This window comes from Sphingomonas sp. Leaf339 (assembly GCF_001426195.1).
Taxonomy (GTDB): domain Bacteria; phylum Pseudomonadota; class Alphaproteobacteria; order Sphingomonadales; family Sphingomonadaceae; genus Sphingomonas.
On the sequence record NZ_LMRS01000034.1, the window covers coordinates 111739 to 128291 of the forward strand.

At 65.9% G+C, this 16553-nt stretch carries 18 protein-coding genes; 7 read left to right on the top strand and 11 right to left on the bottom strand.

Annotated elements, in window-relative coordinates; all coding sequences use genetic code 11:
* Positions 1-26 precede the first annotated feature (26 nt).
* Both arfB and ASG67_RS13015 read right to left on the bottom strand, forming a co-directional pair.
* Positions 27-449, bottom strand: a complete 423-nt coding sequence (gene arfB, locus ASG67_RS13010) for an alternative ribosome rescue aminoacyl-tRNA hydrolase ArfB (RefSeq protein WP_056530939.1) — start codon at positions 447-449, stop codon at positions 27-29.
* A gap of 12 nt (positions 450-461) precedes the next feature.
* Positions 462-1097: an RluA family pseudouridine synthase gene (locus tag ASG67_RS13015; RefSeq protein ID WP_056531418.1), complete on the bottom strand. Its 636-nt coding sequence runs from the start codon at positions 1095-1097 to the stop codon at positions 462-464.
* 49 nt (positions 1098-1146) lie between these two features.
* Here ASG67_RS13015 and ASG67_RS13020 point away from each other — a divergent pair, with 49 nt between their 5' ends.
* Complete coding sequence (locus ASG67_RS13020; protein WP_082543515.1) at positions 1147-1842, top strand: M15 family metallopeptidase; 696 nt, start codon at positions 1147-1149, stop codon at positions 1840-1842.
* Between the two features lie 156 nt (positions 1843-1998).
* Here the strand turns inward: ASG67_RS13020 and wrbA are convergent, their stop codons facing one another.
* Both wrbA and ASG67_RS13030 read right to left on the bottom strand, forming a co-directional pair.
* Positions 1999-2601 carry an NAD(P)H:quinone oxidoreductase gene (gene wrbA / locus ASG67_RS13025; RefSeq protein ID WP_056530945.1) on the bottom strand — a complete coding sequence of 201 codons (603 nt, stop codon included), beginning with the start codon at positions 2599-2601 and terminating at the stop codon, positions 1999-2001.
* A gap of 54 nt (positions 2602-2655) precedes the next feature.
* Complete coding sequence (locus ASG67_RS13030; RefSeq protein WP_056530948.1) at positions 2656-3369, bottom strand: pirin family protein; 714 nt, start codon at positions 3367-3369, stop codon at positions 2656-2658.
* Positions 3370-3481: 112 nt separating this feature from the next.
* On the opposite strand from ASG67_RS13030, the gene ASG67_RS13035 reads away from it, so the two are divergent.
* The 3 genes from ASG67_RS13035 to ctrA all read left to right on the top strand — a co-directional run bounded on the left by ASG67_RS13035 (position 3482) and on the right by ctrA (position 6449).
* Positions 3482-4423 (top strand): LysR family transcriptional regulator, encoded by a 942-nt coding sequence (locus ASG67_RS13035; protein WP_056530951.1) that lies wholly within the window; start codon positions 3482-3484, stop codon positions 4421-4423.
* A 146-nt stretch (positions 4424-4569) separates the two neighbouring features.
* The gene (locus ASG67_RS13040) at positions 4570-5652 is read left to right on the top strand and encodes an AI-2E family transporter (RefSeq protein WP_056530954.1); all 1083 of its coding nucleotides are present in this window, start codon (positions 4570-4572) and stop codon (positions 5650-5652) included.
* Positions 5653-5747: 95 nt separating this feature from the next.
* Positions 5748-6449, top strand: coding sequence for a response regulator transcription factor CtrA (gene ctrA / locus ASG67_RS13045; RefSeq protein WP_056530957.1), 702 nt, complete (start codon positions 5748-5750; stop codon positions 6447-6449).
* Positions 6450-6471: 22 nt separating this feature from the next.
* Here ctrA and ASG67_RS13050 read toward each other — a convergent pair whose 3' ends face one another.
* Genes ASG67_RS13050 through ASG67_RS13060 form a run of 3 tightly spaced genes read right to left on the bottom strand, consistent with a single transcriptional unit; the run spans position 6472 to position 9895 of the window.
* A complete protein-coding gene (locus tag ASG67_RS13050; RefSeq protein WP_268796296.1) occupies positions 6472-7404 on the bottom strand; it encodes a glutaminase in 933 nt (310 codons plus the stop codon).
* A complete protein-coding gene (locus ASG67_RS13055; RefSeq protein WP_056530962.1) occupies positions 7401-9020 on the bottom strand; it encodes an amidohydrolase in 1620 nt (539 codons plus the stop codon). The genes ASG67_RS13050 and ASG67_RS13055 overlap by 4 nt, the downstream gene beginning before the upstream one ends.
* 17 nt (positions 9021-9037) lie before the next feature.
* Positions 9038-9895, bottom strand: a complete 858-nt coding sequence (locus tag ASG67_RS13060; protein ID WP_056530965.1) for an NAD(P)-dependent oxidoreductase — start codon at positions 9893-9895, stop codon at positions 9038-9040.
* A gap of 54 nt (positions 9896-9949) precedes the next feature.
* On the opposite strand from ASG67_RS13060, the gene ASG67_RS13065 reads away from it, so the two are divergent.
* Together ASG67_RS13065 and ASG67_RS13070 are read left to right on the top strand one after the other, a co-directional pair.
* Complete coding sequence (locus ASG67_RS13065) at positions 9950-11194, top strand: threonine ammonia-lyase (protein WP_056530968.1); 1245 nt, start codon at positions 9950-9952, stop codon at positions 11192-11194.
* 72 nt (positions 11195-11266) lie between these two features.
* Entirely contained in the window at positions 11267-11884 is a 618-nt protein-coding gene (locus ASG67_RS13070; protein WP_156460815.1) for a hypothetical protein, read from the top strand.
* Between the two features lie 95 nt (positions 11885-11979).
* On the opposite strand, the gene ASG67_RS13075 is transcribed toward ASG67_RS13070, so the two are convergent.
* On the bottom strand, positions 11980-12240 hold the full coding sequence (locus tag ASG67_RS13075; RefSeq protein ID WP_056530974.1) for a hypothetical protein: 261 nt from the start codon (positions 12238-12240) through the stop codon (positions 11980-11982).
* Positions 12241-12423: 183 nt separating this feature from the next.
* Here ASG67_RS13075 and ASG67_RS13080 point away from each other — a divergent pair, with 183 nt between their 5' ends.
* Positions 12424-13197: an arginyltransferase gene (locus ASG67_RS13080; protein ID WP_056530977.1), complete on the top strand. Its 774-nt coding sequence runs from the start codon at positions 12424-12426 to the stop codon at positions 13195-13197.
* Between the two features lie 4 nt (positions 13198-13201).
* Here the strand turns inward: ASG67_RS13080 and ASG67_RS13085 are convergent, their stop codons facing one another.
* Genes ASG67_RS13085 through ASG67_RS13095 form a run of 3 tightly spaced genes read right to left on the bottom strand, consistent with a single transcriptional unit; the run spans position 13202 to position 16513 of the window.
* Positions 13202-13999: a transglutaminase family protein gene (locus ASG67_RS13085; RefSeq protein WP_056530980.1), complete on the bottom strand. Its 798-nt coding sequence runs from the start codon at positions 13997-13999 to the stop codon at positions 13202-13204.
* A gap of 40 nt (positions 14000-14039) precedes the next feature.
* Positions 14040-14975: an alpha-E domain-containing protein gene (locus ASG67_RS13090; protein ID WP_056530983.1), complete on the bottom strand. Its 936-nt coding sequence runs from the start codon at positions 14973-14975 to the stop codon at positions 14040-14042.
* Complete coding sequence (locus ASG67_RS13095; protein ID WP_056530986.1) at positions 14975-16513, bottom strand: circularly permuted type 2 ATP-grasp protein; 1539 nt, start codon at positions 16511-16513, stop codon at positions 14975-14977. Before ASG67_RS13095 ends, ASG67_RS13090 begins: the two co-directional genes overlap by 1 nt.
* Positions 16514-16553 lie beyond the last annotated feature (40 nt).

Sequence of the window (16553 nt, forward strand, 5' to 3'; positions counted from 1 at the left end):
AACTGGTCCTCATCATTCCCGCACGGTCATTCGCGAACTGGCCCACGCCCCGCCTTCACCGCCGACCGCTTGGTCTTGCCATCAACCCGCCGCGTCTGCGACGCCTTGGTCGGCCGGGTCGGGCGGCGCTTCTTCGGCACGATCGTCGCCTCGCGGATCATCTCGATCAGCCGCTCGCGCACTTCCTGCCGGTTGAGCAATTGGGATCGCGACCCCTCGCTGCGCAAGGTCAGGACACCATCACGCGTCATCCGCGATCCGGCCAGCGCGGCCAGCCGCTCCTTCACCATCTCCGGCAAACCCGGCGAGCGCTCCACGTCGAACCGCAGCAGCACCGCCGAATCGGTGGTGTTCACATGCTGCCCACCGGGGCCGCCCGACCGGGTGAAGCTCTCCTCGATCTCGCCGCTATCGATCGAAATCGACCGGGTGATGGGAATGGCCACCATCGCCCTTCACCGTCACCAGTTCTCGAACCGCTCAGGGATCGGCGCTTCCGCCTTGATCGGGTCCTTGCCCGGCCGCTGCACGACCAGTTCCGCCGCGTGCAGCAGCATGCCGATCCTGTCCGCCCGGCCATACACCGGATCGCCGACCACTGCCGCGCCCAAACCGGTGGCGGCGTGGACACGAATCTGGTGAGTGCGCCCTGTTTCCGGCTTGAACTCCACCAGCGTCCGCTCGCCACGCGTCTCGATCGCGCGCCAGTGGGTACGCGCCGCCTTGCCACGCTCGTCCGGCACGATCCGCCAGCCATCTTCGGCCGTGCTGGTCTTGCCCAGCGCCATCTCGATCAGCCCCTCGCCCTCGACCACGCCGTCCAGCACCGCCAGATACCGTTTCTCGACCAATCCCTGCTCGAACGCCTGCTGAAACCGCGCACCCGCCTTGGGATTGCGCGCCAGCAACAGGCAACCGCTGGTGTCACGGTCCAGCCGGTGCACCGCCGTCGGCCAGCGCTGAAAGCCGAAGCGCAGCGATTCGAGGTGGTTTTCGAGGCTGATCGATCCGTCACGCGGCCGATCGACCGGCAAGCCCGTGGGCTTGTCGATCACCAGCGCTTCGCCATCGATGAAAAGTACGCGGTCACCATGCATGCCGCGCTCCTTGCCACCGCCGGCCCCCGCATGCCAGAGCCCGTAGTCGATGCTGGTGCTTATCCTTGCCCAGGCCGTCATGGCCCCCATCGGTGACGGCCGGGTGCTGGGCCACTTTCCTTACGGCAACGTCGCGCCCGGCGAACTGGTCGAGGCCCCCGTCGGCTTCGGCCTGCACGCCTGCCAGATCCGGCGCGACGTCCTGCCCGATCTGACCGCGCTGTTGGCCGCCGCCGCCACCGATCCGACGACGGGCGGCAGCGTGCGCGGCGTATCGTGCCATCGTTCGATCGAACGGCAGAGCGGCGTCTTCCGCACCGGCGGCGAGGGTGACGACCAGAGCCGCGCGATCTCGGTCGCGCCGGCGGGGTACAGCGAGCACACCACCGGCTACGCGATCGACTTCGCCGTCCGTCCGTCGCCCAATTGCCCGGACATCGAGGCATGCATGGCGGCCCTGCCCGCCGCCCGCTGGCTGCTCGCCAACGCCCCGCGCTTCGGATTCGAGCTAAGCTTCCCGCCCGGCAATCGCCAGCAGGTGAAATGGGAACCCTGGCACTGGCGCTGGGTCGGCCGCACGGCGGACGCCCCCGGCGCGGCCAAGGCGCGCTTCATCTTCGCCAAGGCACGCGCGGCGTTCCCGGCGAACCCCAGCATCTATCCGCCGCTGAACATCGTGCTGACTGGCCAGCCCTCGCCACCGATCCTGCCACCCGAACCGAAGAAGAAAAAGCGCCGCCGATAACGCATAACACACCCGTCATTGCGAGCGTAGCGAAGCAACCCAAGGCATCACGCGAAACACTGGATTTCTTCGCTACGCTCGCAACGACGGATCAAGCATATGTTGGGTGCGCCCGGAACGTCGCCGTTCAGGGCGCGCCCCCCACGCAAGATCACCTCACCCGAACAGCTTCACCGCCGTCTCGGCAATCCGCTTGCCCTGATACCGCGCGCCGTCCAGTTCGACCGCACTCGGCTGTCGCGATCCATCGCCATCGGCCAGCGTCGACGCGCCATAAGGCGTGCCGCCCTTCACTTCGTCAACGCCCATCTGGCCCTGAAAGCCGTAATCCAGCCCGACGATCGTCATGCCATGATGCAGCAGGTTGGTGATGATCGAAAACAGCGTCGTCTCCTGCCCGCCATGCTGACTGGCGGTCGACGTGAAGGCGCCACCGACCTTGCCGATCAGCTTGCCCTGAAACCACAGGCCACCCGTCGTATCCCAGAACGACGCCATCTGCGCCGGCATCCGGCCGTACCGGGTCGGCGCGCCGACGATGATCGCGTCATAGGTGGCAAGTGCATCAGGCGATTCGATCAGCGGATGCGCGGTATCGGTCTTGAAATGCGCGGCCTCGACGACCTCGGCCGGCGCGGTTTCGGCGACACGGCGGATATCCACCTCGGCCCCACTGGTACGCGCGCCCTCGGCGATGGCATCGGCCATCTGCTCGATATGCCCGTAAGACGAATAATAAAGAACGAGTACCTTGGCCATGAAACCTCCTGCAAATAGGGAACGGCCCCGACCGAAGCCGGGGCCGGATGAAATTTACGCCGCGTCGACCAATACGATCTCCGCATCCTCGGTCGCGGTGATCGTCACCGTCCCAGCCGACAACGCCACACCGTCGCGGGCGTTCACCGTCGTCCCGTCGATCGTCAGCGCGCCGGTCGCCGGCACCAGATAGGCGTGACGCCCCGGCCCGACTTCGTGCGTCACGCTCTCGCCGGCGCTCAGCGTCGTCGCCAGCACGCGTGCCTCGGCGCGGATTTTCAGTGCGTCGGTATCCTCGGCAAAGCCGCTCGCCAGTACGGTGAACTGCCCGGTCCGGCCGTCCTTGGGGAACGGCTTGGCACCCCAGTTCGGCTCGCCGCCCTTCGTTGTCGGTTCCACCCAGATCTGGAATATCGTGGTGGCTTCATCCTCCACGTTGAACTCCGAGTGACGCACGCCCGATCCGGCGCTCATCACCTGCACGTCGCCCGCCGCGGTCCGGCCCGTGTTGCCCAGCGAGTCTTGATGCGTGATCGCGCCGGTGCGGACATAGGTGATGATCTCCATGTCACTATGCGGGTGCGGCGGGAAACCGGCCTTGGCGGCGATGATGTCGTCGTTCCAGACACGGATCGCGCCCCAGCCCATCCGGGCCGGATCATAGTAGCTGGCGAACGAGAAATGATGCCGCGCGTCGAGCCAACCGTGATTGGCATGGCCCAGCGTGTCGAAACGGCGAATATCGATCTTGGTCTTGGCGTCGAGCATGGTTTAACTCCCTTGGTTGATGCCAAGATAGTGCCGCCGATTATAACGTAAACGGAAACAGTGGAAACCGATCGTTTCCATGGCTATCGCGAAACGACAGGAGAGCAGGGCGATGCGACTACCCGACCTCGAAGCGTGGGCGATCTTCGCCGCCGTCGTCGATGCCCGCTCGTTCAGCGGCGCCGCCGAGCAGATCGGCCTGTCCAAGGCGACCGTATCAAAGGCCGTATCACGGCTGGAGGCACAGCTCGGCCAGTCGCTGTTCCACCGCACGTCGCGCCGCCTCGCCCTGACCGAGGCTGGCCGCCCGCTCGCCGAACACGCCCGCCGCATCGTCGCCGAGGCCCGCGCCGCCGAGGAAGCCGCCCGCGACGCCGCCAGCACCCCCGCCGGCAGCGTCCGCCTCGCCGCGCCGATGAGCTTCGGCATCGCCAATGTCGCGCCGCTGATCGCCGACTTCCTGACGCTGCATCCCGGCATCCAGATCGATCTGCATCTGTCCGACGCCCGCATCGATATCGTCGCGGAGGGGTTCGACGTTGCGCTCCGTATCGGCGACCTTGCCGATTCCAGCCTGCGCGCGCGCCGCCTGTGCGGCATCGCCACTCATATCGTCGCAGCGCCTGCCTATCTGGCGGCCGCCGGCACGCCGCAGCATCCATCGGAACTGTCACGGCACCGCATCTTCGGCTATTCCAACGTCCCCGGCCCATGGCATTTCCGGAAAGACGGCGAACCAGAAGTGACATTGCGCCCCACCGGCCCGCTGATCGCCAATTCCGGCGACGCGCTGGTCCCCGCCCTTGTCGCCGGCCTCGGCATCGCCCGCCTGCCCGGCTTCATCGTCGGCCCGATGATGGCCGACGGCCGGCTCGTCGCGATCCTGCCCGACTGGACACCACCGCCGATCGGTCTCCACCTGCTCACCCCACCCAGCCCCCTGCGCCCCCAGCGGGTCGAGGCATTGATCGCCTTCCTCAGCCAGCACCTGCGCGACCCCTGCGCCGGCGCTGTCCTGCCCGCGAGCGATCTGCCAGTATCACTGGATGCATGAGCGCCAGCGCCGACTGATTCCTATAATCAACAACTCCCCGCCAAATGCCTGGGCGCAGTTGGGAAGGCCATCGTGATTCATCGGAGCCCCTCACCCAACCGGACACCCGCCTCCGCCGGGGAATTGGCGCCAGGCACCCGCCAATCATGAACCGCCTCGCCCCCGACAAGGCCGACGCCCGCTTCATCCGCCGCGTCGTCATCCTTATTGTCCTGATTGCCGTGACCGCCGCACTCTACCGCGCCGGCAACCTCCTGATCCTCGCTTTCGGATCGATGCTCGGCGCGATCGTCATCCACGCCGTCGCCGATCTCTATCGCGATCATCTCGGCGCGTCGAAGAAACTGGGGCTGACGCTCGGTTACATTACCGTCCTTAGCGTCATCGGCTTCCTGGTGTGGCTGTTCGGCGTCGAGTTCCGCCAGCAGGTAAACGTCCTCGTCACCCGTCTGCCTTTCCTGATCGATCAGTTCGCGGGCTGGGCCTCGCAATCGCCGGTCGGCGCCAAGATCGTCGATGCCGTACGCCAGGCCTATGCCGGCAGCCGCGCCGCCCAGGATATCGGCGGGCTGGTAGCAGGCGGCGGCGAATTCGTCCTCAACTGCCTCCTGCTCCTCATCGGCGCGCTATTCTTCGCCGGCGATCCGAAGGTTTATGAACGTGGCTTCCTCCTGCTGATGCCGCCGTCAAAGCGTGCGGCGATCGAGGATGCGCTGTTCGATGTCGGCTCCACGTTGCGCCTCTGGCTGCGATCGTCGCTGATCCTGATGACCAGCATGGGCGTACTGATAGGCATCGGCCTCTGGATATCGGGCGTGCCGTCGGCCGCCGCGCTCGGCCTGCTGGCGGGGCTCAGCGAGTTCATCCCCTATGTCGGTCCCACCGCCGCGATGGTCCCCGCCCTCGGCCTCGCCGCGACTCAGGGGACCGGCCCGGTGCTGGGGGCGCTGGCGACCTATGCCGTCGTCCGCCTCGTCCAGACCAACTTCATCACGCCGTATGTCCAGCAACGCGTGATCGCGATCCCGCCCGCGATCACCGTCTTTGCGATCATCGGCATCGGCGTCGTCTTTGGCCTCTTCGGGCTGTTCTTCTCCGCCGCACTGCTTGTGGTGATCTTCACCCTCGTCCGCAGCCTGTATCTGCGCGAGGTGCTGGGAGAGGATATCCCGCGCGTCGATCACGCGACATTATTGGCGCCTTCTGAAAAAACCGACACCCCGGCTTAATCGAGAATTAACCTTTTGCCTTCATTTGTTGTGTGGTTAATGTTTCGGGTCGGCTGCTTGATTGCTCAGCGGCCTCGCAACTGGGGAATTTCCTGATGCGCGTGTTGTTGATCGAGGACGAGCCGACCACGGCCAAGGCTATCGACCTGATGTTGAATACCGAGGGGTTCAACGTCTACACCACCGATCTGGGTGAAGAGGGTTTGGACCTTGGCAAGCTGTATGATTACGATATCATCCTGCTCGACCTGAACCTGCCCGACATGCACGGGTACGACGTGTTGAAAAAGCTGCGCGTTGCGCGTGTCACCACGCCCGTCCTGATCCTGTCCGGCGTCAGCGAGATGGACTCGAAGGTCCGCAGCTTCGGCTTCGGCGCCGACGATTACGTGACCAAACCCTTCCACCGCGAAGAACTGATCGCCCGCATCCACGCCGTCGTCCGTCGGTCGAAGGGTCACAGCCAGTCGGTCATCCGTACCGGCAAGCTCGCGGTGAACCTAGATGCCAAGACGGTCGAGGTCGATGGCGCCCGCGTCCATCTGACCGGCAAGGAATATGCGATGCTGGAGCTGCTCTCGCTCCGCAAGGGCACGACCCTGACCAAGGAAATGTTCCTGAACCATCTCTATGGCGGCATGGACGAACCCGAACTAAAGATCATCGACGTCTTCATCTGCAAGCTGCGCAAGAAGCTCAGTCTGGCCTGCGAGGGCGAAAACTACATCGAAACCGTCTGGGGCCGCGGTTATGTGCTGCGCGAATTGGACGACGTGGCCGCCACCGCCGTCGCCTGATCGGCGCCTGCGGGGCGGACGCTCACCGATCCGCTTCGAACACTGACCATCCGGTCCGCTGTACCAGCCGCTCCAGCGCCAGCGTACCCAGTTGCGAATTGCCGCGCTCGTTCAGGCCCGGCGACCATACCGCGATGCTCGCCCTTCCCGGTGCCACCGCCAATATGCCGCCGCCGACGCCCGATTTGCCGGGCAGGCCGACGCGGAAGGCGAATTCGCCCGACCCGTCGTAATGGCCGCACATCATCATCAGCGCGCCGATCCGCCGCGCCCGCAGCGCCGACACCACCTGCCGGCCCGTACCGGGGTTCAGCCCGTCCGCCATCAGGAACCGGCCCGCCAGCGCCAGTTGCCGGCAACTCATCGCCAGCGCGCATTGATGGAAATACACGCCCAGCGTGCGTTCCACGTCGTGCTCGATATTGCCGAACGAGCGCATGTAACTGGCCAGCGCCACATTGCGGTGGCCCGTCGCCACCTCCGCCTCCGCCACGCTACGGTCGATCACGATCGTATCGTCCCCCGCCAGCGCGCGGACGAAGCGCAATATCTCGCCGATCGCCTCGCGCGGTTCGTTGCGACCCAGCAACACGTCGGCGACGACGATCGCGCCGGCATTGATGAACGGATTGCGCGGAATGCCGTGCTCCGCCTCCAACTGGACGATCGAATTGAACGCGCTGCCGGACGGCTCAACCCCCACGCGCCGCCACAGCTGGTCGCCGACATGACCCAGCGCCAGCGTCAGTGCGAAGACCTTGGAGATCGACTGGATCGAGAACGCCTCCTCGGCATCCCCGGCCAGATGGCATGTCCCATCTGCCTCGATCACCGCGATCCCGAACTTGCCCGGATCGACCGCGGCCAGCGGCGGAATATACGTCGCCGGCGTACCGCGATCAGGCGCCGCCGCCATTTCGACGGCGATCTCGGCTACGATCGCGGAGAGGTCTATTTCCGCTCCCACACCTTCTCGCCCCCGACCCATGTTTCCTGCACCTTCGTCGCACGCAGTTCGGCCGCACTGGCGGCAATGGGGTCGCGATCGACGATCACGAAGTCCGCGCGCTGCCCCGCGCCCAACCGCCCGAACTTGTCCTCGGCGAATCCGGCATAGGCGCCACCTTGCGTGAACGCGGCCCATGCCTGTTCGCGCGTCACCGCCTCCTGCGGCTGCCATCCGCCGAACGGCTGGTCGTCCGCGCCCTGCCGAGTGAACGCCGCCGCCCAACCGGCAAAGGGATCGGGGCTCTCGACCGGATAGTCCGATCCAAACGCCAGCCGCGATCCGTTCGCCAGCATCGATTTCCATGCATAGGCGCCCGCCAGCCGCGCTGGCCCCAACCGCGCCTCCGCCATCGTCCGATCGCTGGTCTGATGGACCGGCTGCATCGACGCGATGATGCCGTGCTGCCCGAATCGTTTCAGGTCGGCCGGATCGACGATCTGTGCGTGTTCGATCCGCCAGCGGCGATCGCCCTTGTACGTCTCCGCCAGTTCCTCGACCGCGCCCAGTACCTGCGCATTGGCGGCATCGCCGATCGCATGAACAGCGACCTGATAATTATCCATCGCCGCCCGGCTCATCAGGTTGCGGATGACGGTATCGGTCATGAAACCCAGCCCCCGCTCGCGCGGCGCATCGACATAGGGCGCCTTCAACCACGCGCCGCGTGATCCCAGCGCGCCGTCGCCGTACAGCTTCACACCCACCAGCCGCAGCTTGTCAGCGTATAGCCACGGCGTCGGCCCCGTCCCACCGATCCGCACCGTATCGTTGATACCGCTGCCATAGCTCATGATCCGCACGCGCAGCGCCCCGCGATCACCCATGCGGCGGTATGTCAGCCATTCGTCCACCGTCGTGCCCATGTCGGCCGTCGCGGTGATGCCCATCGACAGCAACGCCGTCTGCGCCTTCACAAAGGCGACATCGCGCTCCTTCGGCTGGATCGCCGGCACCGCTTTGCGGATCAATTCCTGCGCGGCATCGACGAACACCCCCGCCGGCAGCAATCCCGCCTTCTCGATCCGCCCGCCCGGCGGCGACACGCTCTTGGCGTTCACGCCCGCTGCTTTGATCGCCGCGCTGTTCGCCCAGCCGGCATGGCCATCGACCCGCGACAGGAACACCGGACGGTCAGCCACCACCGCATCCAGATCAGCCGCGGTGGGGAAGCGACCCAAACCCCATGCCTCCTGGTTCCAACCGCCGCCCAGGATCCACTTCCGCTCCGGGTTCGCCGCCGCATAGGCGGCGATCCGCGCCTTCGCCTCGTCCAGCGACTTCGTGCCGGACAGGTCGAGTTCCAGCGCCCGGAACCCCAATTCCATCACATGCCCATGCGCATCGACGAAGCCCGGCAGCATCACCCGCCCCTTCATGTCCGCGCGCCAGTCCAGCTTCTCCGGCCGCTTGTCCTTCGCGCTCAACAGACGCACGACCTTGCCGTCCGTCGTCAGCACCAGCCCGGTGAAGCGTACCACCTTGCCATCCGCATCCAGCGTGATGCCGTCGACATTGTCGACCAGTGCATCGGCCAGCGCAGGCGCCGGCAGCACCGCCAGCATCACGGCCAGGACCGCCCTCACTTCGGCAACCTGCGCACCAGCGAGCTCGTGTCCTGGCGCGACCCACCCATCGCCTGCACCTCGGCATAGAATTGATCGACCAGCGCCGCGACCGGCAGCACCGCACCGTTCGCCCGCGCCTCGTCCAGCGCCAGCCCCAGATCCTTGCGCATCCAATCGACCGCGAACCCGAAATCGAACCGCTCGTCCGCCATCGAGTCCCAGCGATTGACCATCTGCCAGCTCTGCGCCGCGCCGCCGGAAATCGCCTCCAGCACCTTGCCCGTTTCCAGCCCGCTCTTCTGCGCGAACCGCAGCGCCTCGGCCACACCCTGCACCACGCCGGCGATCGCGATCTGGTTACACATCTTGGTCTGCTGTCCCGCACCCGCCTCGCCGACATGCACGATCCGCGCGGCATAGGCGCGCATCAACGGTTCCGCCGCTGCGAACGCCTCGGCAGAACCGCCGCACATGATCGACAGCTTGCCGTTCTCTGCGCCCGCCTGCCCGCCGGACACCGGTGCATCCAACACCAGCAGCCGCGTCTCCTCCGCCAGCCGGCGCGCGATCGTCGCGGACACGGTAGTGTGATCAACGAACAGCGCGCCGTCCGCCATCGCCGCGAACGCGCCGTCCGCACCCAGCGTCACCGCCGCCAGATCGTCGTCATTGCCGACGCAGGTGAACACCGCCGCCGCGCCCCTGGCCGCCTCGGCCGGCGTCGCCGCCACCGTGCCGCCGTATGTGGAGGCCCAAGCCTCTGCCTTTGCGCGCGTGCGGTTATAGACCGTCACGTCATGCCCCGCCGTGACGAGATGCCCCGCCATCGGCGCGCCCATCACGCCTGTTCCGATGAATGCCAGCTTTGCCATGGCGCCCGCATAAGCGGTGTTCCCCCACCGCGCCAGACGGTCTAACGGGAAGGCATGGCAACCCAGATCAAGCCGCAGCCCGAAACGCTTCCCGTCAGCATCGACGATGTGCGCACCGCCCATGCCCGCATTCGCGATTCGATCGTGCGGACGCCCACGCTCATCAGCCGCACCCTGTCGCAGATGACCGGCGCGACGGTGTATCTGAAGTTCGAGAACCTCCAGTTCACCGCCGCCTACAAGGAACGCGGCGCGCTCAACACACTGCTGCAATTGTCGGAGGAGGCAAAGGCCAAGGGCGTCATCGCCGCCTCCGCCGGCAACCATGCGCAGGGTCTCGCTTATCACGCCAACCGGCTCGGCGTCCCGGCGACGATCGTGATGCCACGTAACACGCCGACGGTGAAGATCGTCCAGACCGAGGGTCACGGCGCCAATGTCGTGCTGGAAGGCGACACGTTCGATGCCGCCTATGCCCATGCCCGCGTGCTGGAGGGCGAACGCGGCTTTACCTTCGTCCATCCTTTCGACGATCCCCGCATCATCGCCGGCCAGGGCACCGTCGCCATCGAGATGTTCGAGGATGTGCCCTCGATCGACACGCTCGTCACGCCGATCGGCGGCGGCGGCCTGATCTCCGGCATGGCGACCGTCGCGCGCGCGCAACCGAAGCCGGTCGAGGTCGTCGGCGTCGAGGCGGAACTGTTCCCCTCGATGTACAACCGCATCAACGGCACCGACATGCCTTGCGCGGGCGACACCCTGGCCGAGGGTATTGCGGTCAAGGAGCCGGGTGGCATCACCGCCCGCATGGTCGCGCAACTGGTCGACGACATCCTGCTGGTCAACGAGCGCAGCCTGGAAGAGGCCGTCAGCCTGCTGCTCCAGATCGAGAAGACGGTGGTCGAGGGTGCCGGCGCCGCCGGTCTCGCAGCGCTGCTCGCCCATCCGGGCCGGTTTGCCGGCAAGACGGTGGGCGTGGTGCTGTGCGGCGGCAATATCGACACGCGGTTGCTCGCCAATGTGCTGTTGCGCGATCTGGCACGCTCCGGGCGCCTGGCCCGCCTTCGCATCCGGTTGCAGGATCAACCCGGCGCCCTGTTCAATGTGGCGCGGATATTCGATCAGGAACGGATCAACATCATCGAGGTCTATCATCAGCGCGTTTTCACCACGCTGCCGGCCAAGGGACTGATCACCGATATCGAATGCGAAGCGCGGGATGCCGCCCACCTGCACCGTCTGATCGATGCGCTGCGTGCTGCGGGTTACGACACGACGCCGGTCGAACTGGCGTAGCGAGCGCTGCCGTTCGGGGCGTGGTCTTCACCGGATCGGTTCAATGGACATGAGGTCGTCATGAAACTGGCTATGCTCGGAATCGCCGCCCTGACCCTGGCGGGTTCCGTCGCGGCGCAGGAACGTCATCCGACGGTCGGCGTCGCCGGCGCGTCGCTGGTCTCACAAACACCGTCCAGCGCCATCACGCTGGCGGTCGATCCAGGCCTGACGGATGGACGCCTGTCGATCCGGATCGTCGCGGTGAACGGCAGCAAGGAGCCCCGGCCGTTCGGGCCTGCGGCGATCGCCATCGCGGTCGGGGGCAAGCCAGTGATGATCGCCACCGCAGATCAGATATTGAAACGCCCGCCCGCGCCGGCATCCCGGGACTCGGCGCTTGCCCGCGCATCTGCGGCCCCCGTCATCCAGGGTTTCGGGCAGCGGGACAACATGGGCGCCACCAATCCGTTGAATGCGGCCGCAGGCGTGCCGGACGAACGCTTTGTCCGCCCCGAAACCGCCCCGCCGAACGAAAACGCCAGCGCGCGCGCCGTGCGCGAATCGTTGTTGAAAACCGCGGTGGTTGCGCCACGGGCCAGTCTTGGTGGTGCGCTGCTGACCGACAAGCTCGGACGCAAACCCAAAGAGGTAAATATCACCGTGACATTTGCGGGTGACATCCATGGCTTCGTCATCAAAATGCCCTGACCTGCATGTGCAAGCCAGGGCATCAGCATGGAAAGGGCCATCAGCCCCTTCGATAAGGTGGACCCGCCCGCTTGCGCAGACGGGTCCTGCCTTGATTAGTTGCTGTCGGAATCGTCGTTGTTGTCGTTGACGATGGCGACAACGCCGATGGCGACAACGCCAGCAGCCAGCAGGGCAGCGGCGATCGCGCCACCGCCGGCCAGGCCGTTCTTCTTCGACGACGTCGCCGTGCCGACGCGAGCCTTGGCAACCGACAGCGACGAAGCGGCATTCACCGGTGCAGCAAAGGCCGGGGCAGCGATGACAGGCGAGACGGTCAGCGCGACGGCCGAGGCGATGGCAGTGAATGAACGCATAGGATTGGACTCCGATAGATAGACGACTGGGATTACCGCAACGCAGCAACCCGCAGGGCGTTCCATACTAACTTATGTGCAAAAATCCAGTGTTAGCGCCGTTTAATGGTAAACGAGCTTTTCACCAGCTTTCGCTGAATACATATAGCATCATCTGTTCTCGTTTCCGGGGGTCCATCGGCGGTGACTGCGCCATTTCGTTTTCCGCGCTTTTTCGTCACCAGCCCGTCGCCGTGTCCCTATCTGCCGGGCCGGCAGGAACGGAAGGTGTTCACGGAACTGACCGGACCGCACGCCGCCGAACTGAACGATGCGCTCGGCCGGATCGGTTTCCGCCGCAGCCAGGGTGTAGCTTATCGCCCCTCGTGCGCGGGTTGCACGGCGTGCGTCTCCGTCCGCGTCGTGAACGATGAATTCGTCCCCAGCGCCACCCAGCGCAAATTGATGAGGCGTCATGCCGATCTGGAGGTCACTGCCTGCCGCGCCTGGGCGACCGACGAGCAATATCAACTCCTGCGCCGCTACCTCGCCGCCCGCCACCCCGGCGGCGGCATGGCAGGGATGGACGAGGACGATTACGCCGACATGATCGAACATTCGCCGGTCAATTCCCTGATCGTCGAATATCGCGAGCCGGCGGTGAACGGGCGGCGCGGCCGGTTGGTCGCCGCCTGCCTCACCGATCGTCAGGCGGACGGGCTGTCGATGATCTACAGCTTCTTCGACACCGACGAAGGCAGCCGTCCTGGCCTGGGCAATTTCGTCATCATGGATCACATCATGCGGGCGCGCGATGCGGGCCTGCCCTATGTCTATCTCGGCTATTGGGTGAAGGGATCGCCGCGGATGGAATACAAGACCCGCTATCGCCCGATCGAGGTACTTGGCCCGGCCGGCTGGCGCCTGCTCCGAGACGAGGACATGGCCCGGCCAACGGTGGCTCCCGCGATCGCCTAAACGATCAAGCCTCGGCGACCGTCACGTCCACGTCCAGCCGCTCCTCACCCTCGCCCAGCCGCGATCCTGCGACAGGCGCGGCACCCGCCGCGTCCAGTGCAGAGGCGACCCGGACATAATCCTCTTGCGGCGATAGACCGCTGCAAGGATCGAAACCCACCCAACCCAGCTTTTCCAGATACGCCTCCGCCCAGCCATGCGGTGTCGGCCGGTGCTCACCCGCCAGCAACGAATAGCCTGAGACGTATCGCGCCGGCACGTTCAGGCTGCGCGCCGCCACCACGAACATGTGCGCCAAGTCGCGCGGCGTCGCGCTATCCGCGGTAAAAGCCTCGCCCGCCGTCAATCCGGTGGCGGGCCGCGACCGGTCCATCGCAAACCGCTCATGTAGGGCGGCGTTGATCCGGTGCAGCGCCCGCAACATCTCATACCCCCCGGCGGTCGCGGCGGCGAACGTCGCGATCGCGGGATCGGGCATCGTCACGTCGGTCGCTCGCAGGAACACCGCTGGCGGCAACGGCTCCGGCACGCCGTGCAGCACACCGTCGGAATGGCTGGTCAACACCTCGCCGCTGATCGCGATCTCCAGTTCGGTCAGCGGCCCCTCGGCATACAGCATCGTCACCGCGTTGCCCCAGCCGTCGCGCCCCTCACGCAGCTTGGCATCGCAGTCGATGTCGATCCGCCAACTCGCCACCGTCTGGTCGTGCGTATTCTGCGGCGTCATCCGCAACATCTGCACCAGCCGATCCTGCGGCTTTGAGAAACGATATGCCGTACGATGATGGATCGACAGCCGCATGTTCCCCCCTTTTCCCACCGGCGATGGCGCCGGCCCCCTGTTACCCGAACTTAAATTGTCGCCCGATCGCACTGTGCAACAGCGCGTTTTCCTGGATGAAGGATTGCAGGAACTGATGCAGGCCCGATGCGATCACTTCCCCCGATCGCGTCTTGCCCATCCGTGTCGCCCGCAACCGCGCCATCCGGTCCGCCTCGCCATGCTGCCCTGTCCTCTTGGCCAGCATCGACAGCACGTCCACCGTCTCCTCGACAGACGCCGCCAGACTGCGCGGCAACTCGGCGCGTGCAATCAGCAGGTCGATGACGCTCGCCGGCTTCAAGCCATCCGAATACAACCAGCGATACGCCGTCACCGCCGACACCGTCTGCAGGATCGTCGTCCACTGATCGCGATCGACGACGCCGCCGATCCGCTCGCCCGCCGGCAACAGGATATGGTATTTCACGTCGAGCAGCCGCGCCGTGTTGTCCGCCCGCTCCACTGCCTGTCCCAGCCGGATGAACCACGTCGTCTGGTTGCGCAGCATCCGGTGGACCGCGCCCTCGAACCCGCGCGTCTCGTTCTTTACCGCCTCGACCAGATTGAGGACCGCCGTCGGATCGTCCGCCGCCGGCTTCCCCTCGAAGATCAGCCACGCCCGGTTGATCGCCGTCCACGCCTCGCGCGTCAGCGCGGTCCGCACCGCCCGCGCATTGTTGCGCGCCATGTCGAGACAGCGGACGATCGACCCCGGATGCGCGCTGTCCACCGTCAAGAACCGCGCGACCTCGCTGCGCTTCAGTTCGGCGCCGACCTCGTCGAAATCCTCCTCGGTATCGGTCACCTTCAGCGCCGACACCCATGCCTCACGCCCCGCCGGCCGCGGCGACAGCACGTCGAGCCGCACCGTCGCCTCCACCAGCCGGGCGATGAAGTCCGCTCGTTCGAAATACCGGCCCAGCCAATAGAGCGATGACGCCGTGCGACTGAGCATCAGGCCGCCGGCCCCATCGGCGCGAAGCCCTGCGCCTGCGTCATGCCACCCATCGTCTGGTTCTGGCCCAGCCCCTGGCCCGACGACCCCTGACTTTGCGTCTGTTGCGGCCCGTTATCCATCAACACGAAACTATCCTTGGTGCCGCCGCCCTGGCTGGAATTCACCACCAGCGATCCCTCCTTCAACGCCACGCGGGTCAGCCCACCCGGCACCACCTGCACGCCGCGCGACCCCGTCAGCACGAACGGCCGGAAATCGACATGCCGCGGCGCCAGCCCGCTGTCCGCCAGCGTCGGCACCGTCGACAGCGCCAGCGTCGGCTGCGCGATATAGCGATGTGGCTCGGCGATCAGCGCGGCGCGGAACGTCTCGATCTCGGCCTTCGACGCGGTCGGCCCCACCAGCATCCCGTACCCGCCCGATCCGTCGACCAGCTTCACCACCACCTCGTCCAGATGATCGAGCGTGTATTTCAACGCGTCCGGCTCGCGGCAGCGCCACGTCTCGACATTGGGCAGCTTCGCCTCGCCCCCGGAATAGAAGCGCACGATCTCGGGCATGTAGCTATAGATCGCCTTGTCGTCGGCGATGCCGTTGCCCGGCGCGTTCATGATCGCGACGTTGCCCGCGGCATAGGCCGCCATCAGCCCCGGCACGCCAAGCGCCGAATCGGGCCGGAACACCAGCGGATCGAGAAAATCGTCATCGACTCGGCGATAGATCACATCGACCTTCACCCGCCCCGCGATCGTCCGCATCCATACCATGTCGTCATCGACGACCAGATCGGCGCCCTCGACCAGCTCGATCCCCATCGAATCGGCCAGGAAGCTGTGTTCGTAATAAGCGGAATTATAATGCCCCGGCGTCAGCACGACACAGGTCGGGGCGCTGACCCCGTGCGGCGCCACCGACTTCATCACCTCCAGCAACCGGTCGGGATAGCTGTCCACCGCCGCCACCCGGAATTCGCGGAATAGCTCCGGGCACAGCCGCAGCATCGCCTCGCGATTCTCCAGCATGTAACTGACACCCGACGGCGTGCGCGCATTGTCCTCCAGCACGAAGAACTCGTCCGGCCCGGTCCGCACCAGATCGATGCCGCAGATATGCGCCCACACCCCGTGCGGCGGTCGAATCCCGGCGATCTCCGGCCGGAACTGCGGATTGCCGAGCACCAGATCCTCGGGCAACACGCCCTCTTTCAGGATCCGGCGCTCGCCATAGATATCGTCGAGGAACGCATTGATCGCCTCGACCCGCTGGATCAAACCGTCCGACAGCCGCGCCCATTCGTCATGCAGGAACACGCGCGGCACGATGTCGAACGGAATGATCCGCTCGCTGGCCTCGCTCTCGCCATACACCGCAAAGGTGATGCCCAGCTGCCGGAACGTCGCCTCGGCCGCCTGTTGCCGCCGGCGCAGCTCGTCGCGCGGCGTCGTCTCTATCCAGTTGCACAACGCCGCCAGTTCTGCACGCGAAGGTGCACCACCGCCGGCCCCCAGAATTTCGTCGAACGCCTGATTACCCATTGGAACGGAAAGCTCTCCACAGCGCCCTAGTTCCATGCTG

Coding starts and splice junctions, on each gene's coding strand:
- ASG67_RS13070 (WP_156460815.1), top strand. CDS start 11,267: ATGCTCGGAATCGCCGCCCTGACCCTGGCGGGTTCCGTCGCGGCGCAG.
- arfB (WP_056530939.1), bottom strand. CDS start 449: ATGGTGGCCATTCCCATCACCCGGTCGATTTCGATCGATAGCGGCGAG.
- ASG67_RS13085 (WP_056530980.1), bottom strand. CDS start 13,999: ATGCGGCTGTCGATCCATCATCGTACGGCATATCGTTTCTCAAAGCCG.
- ASG67_RS13015 (WP_056531418.1), bottom strand. CDS start 1,097: ATGCATGGTGACCGCGTACTTTTCATCGATGGCGAAGCGCTGGTGATC.
- ASG67_RS13055 (WP_056530962.1), bottom strand. CDS start 9,020: ATGCTGGCGGTGCTGCCGGCGCCTGCGCTGGCCGATGCACTGGTCGAC.
- ASG67_RS13035 (WP_056530951.1), top strand. CDS start 3,482: ATGCGACTACCCGACCTCGAAGCGTGGGCGATCTTCGCCGCCGTCGTC.
- ASG67_RS13060 (WP_056530965.1), bottom strand. CDS start 9,895: ATGGCAAAGCTGGCATTCATCGGAACAGGCGTGATGGGCGCGCCGATG.
- ASG67_RS13030 (WP_056530948.1), bottom strand. CDS start 3,369: ATGCTCGACGCCAAGACCAAGATCGATATTCGCCGTTTCGACACGCTG.
- wrbA (WP_056530945.1), bottom strand. CDS start 2,601: ATGGCCAAGGTACTCGTTCTTTATTATTCGTCTTACGGGCATATCGAG.
- ctrA (WP_056530957.1), top strand. CDS start 5,748: ATGCGCGTGTTGTTGATCGAGGACGAGCCGACCACGGCCAAGGCTATC.
- ASG67_RS13040 (WP_056530954.1), top strand. CDS start 4,570: ATGAACCGCCTCGCCCCCGACAAGGCCGACGCCCGCTTCATCCGCCGC.
- ASG67_RS13075 (WP_056530974.1), bottom strand. CDS start 12,240: ATGCGTTCATTCACTGCCATCGCCTCGGCCGTCGCGCTGACCGTCTCG.
- ASG67_RS13090 (WP_056530983.1), bottom strand. CDS start 14,975: ATGCTCAGTCGCACGGCGTCATCGCTCTATTGGCTGGGCCGGTATTTC.
- ASG67_RS13065 (WP_056530968.1), top strand. CDS start 9,950: ATGGCAACCCAGATCAAGCCGCAGCCCGAAACGCTTCCCGTCAGCATC.
- ASG67_RS13095 (WP_056530986.1), bottom strand. CDS start 16,513: ATGGGTAATCAGGCGTTCGACGAAATTCTGGGGGCCGGCGGTGGTGCA.
- ASG67_RS13020 (WP_082543515.1), top strand. CDS start 1,147: ATGCTGGTGCTTATCCTTGCCCAGGCCGTCATGGCCCCCATCGGTGAC.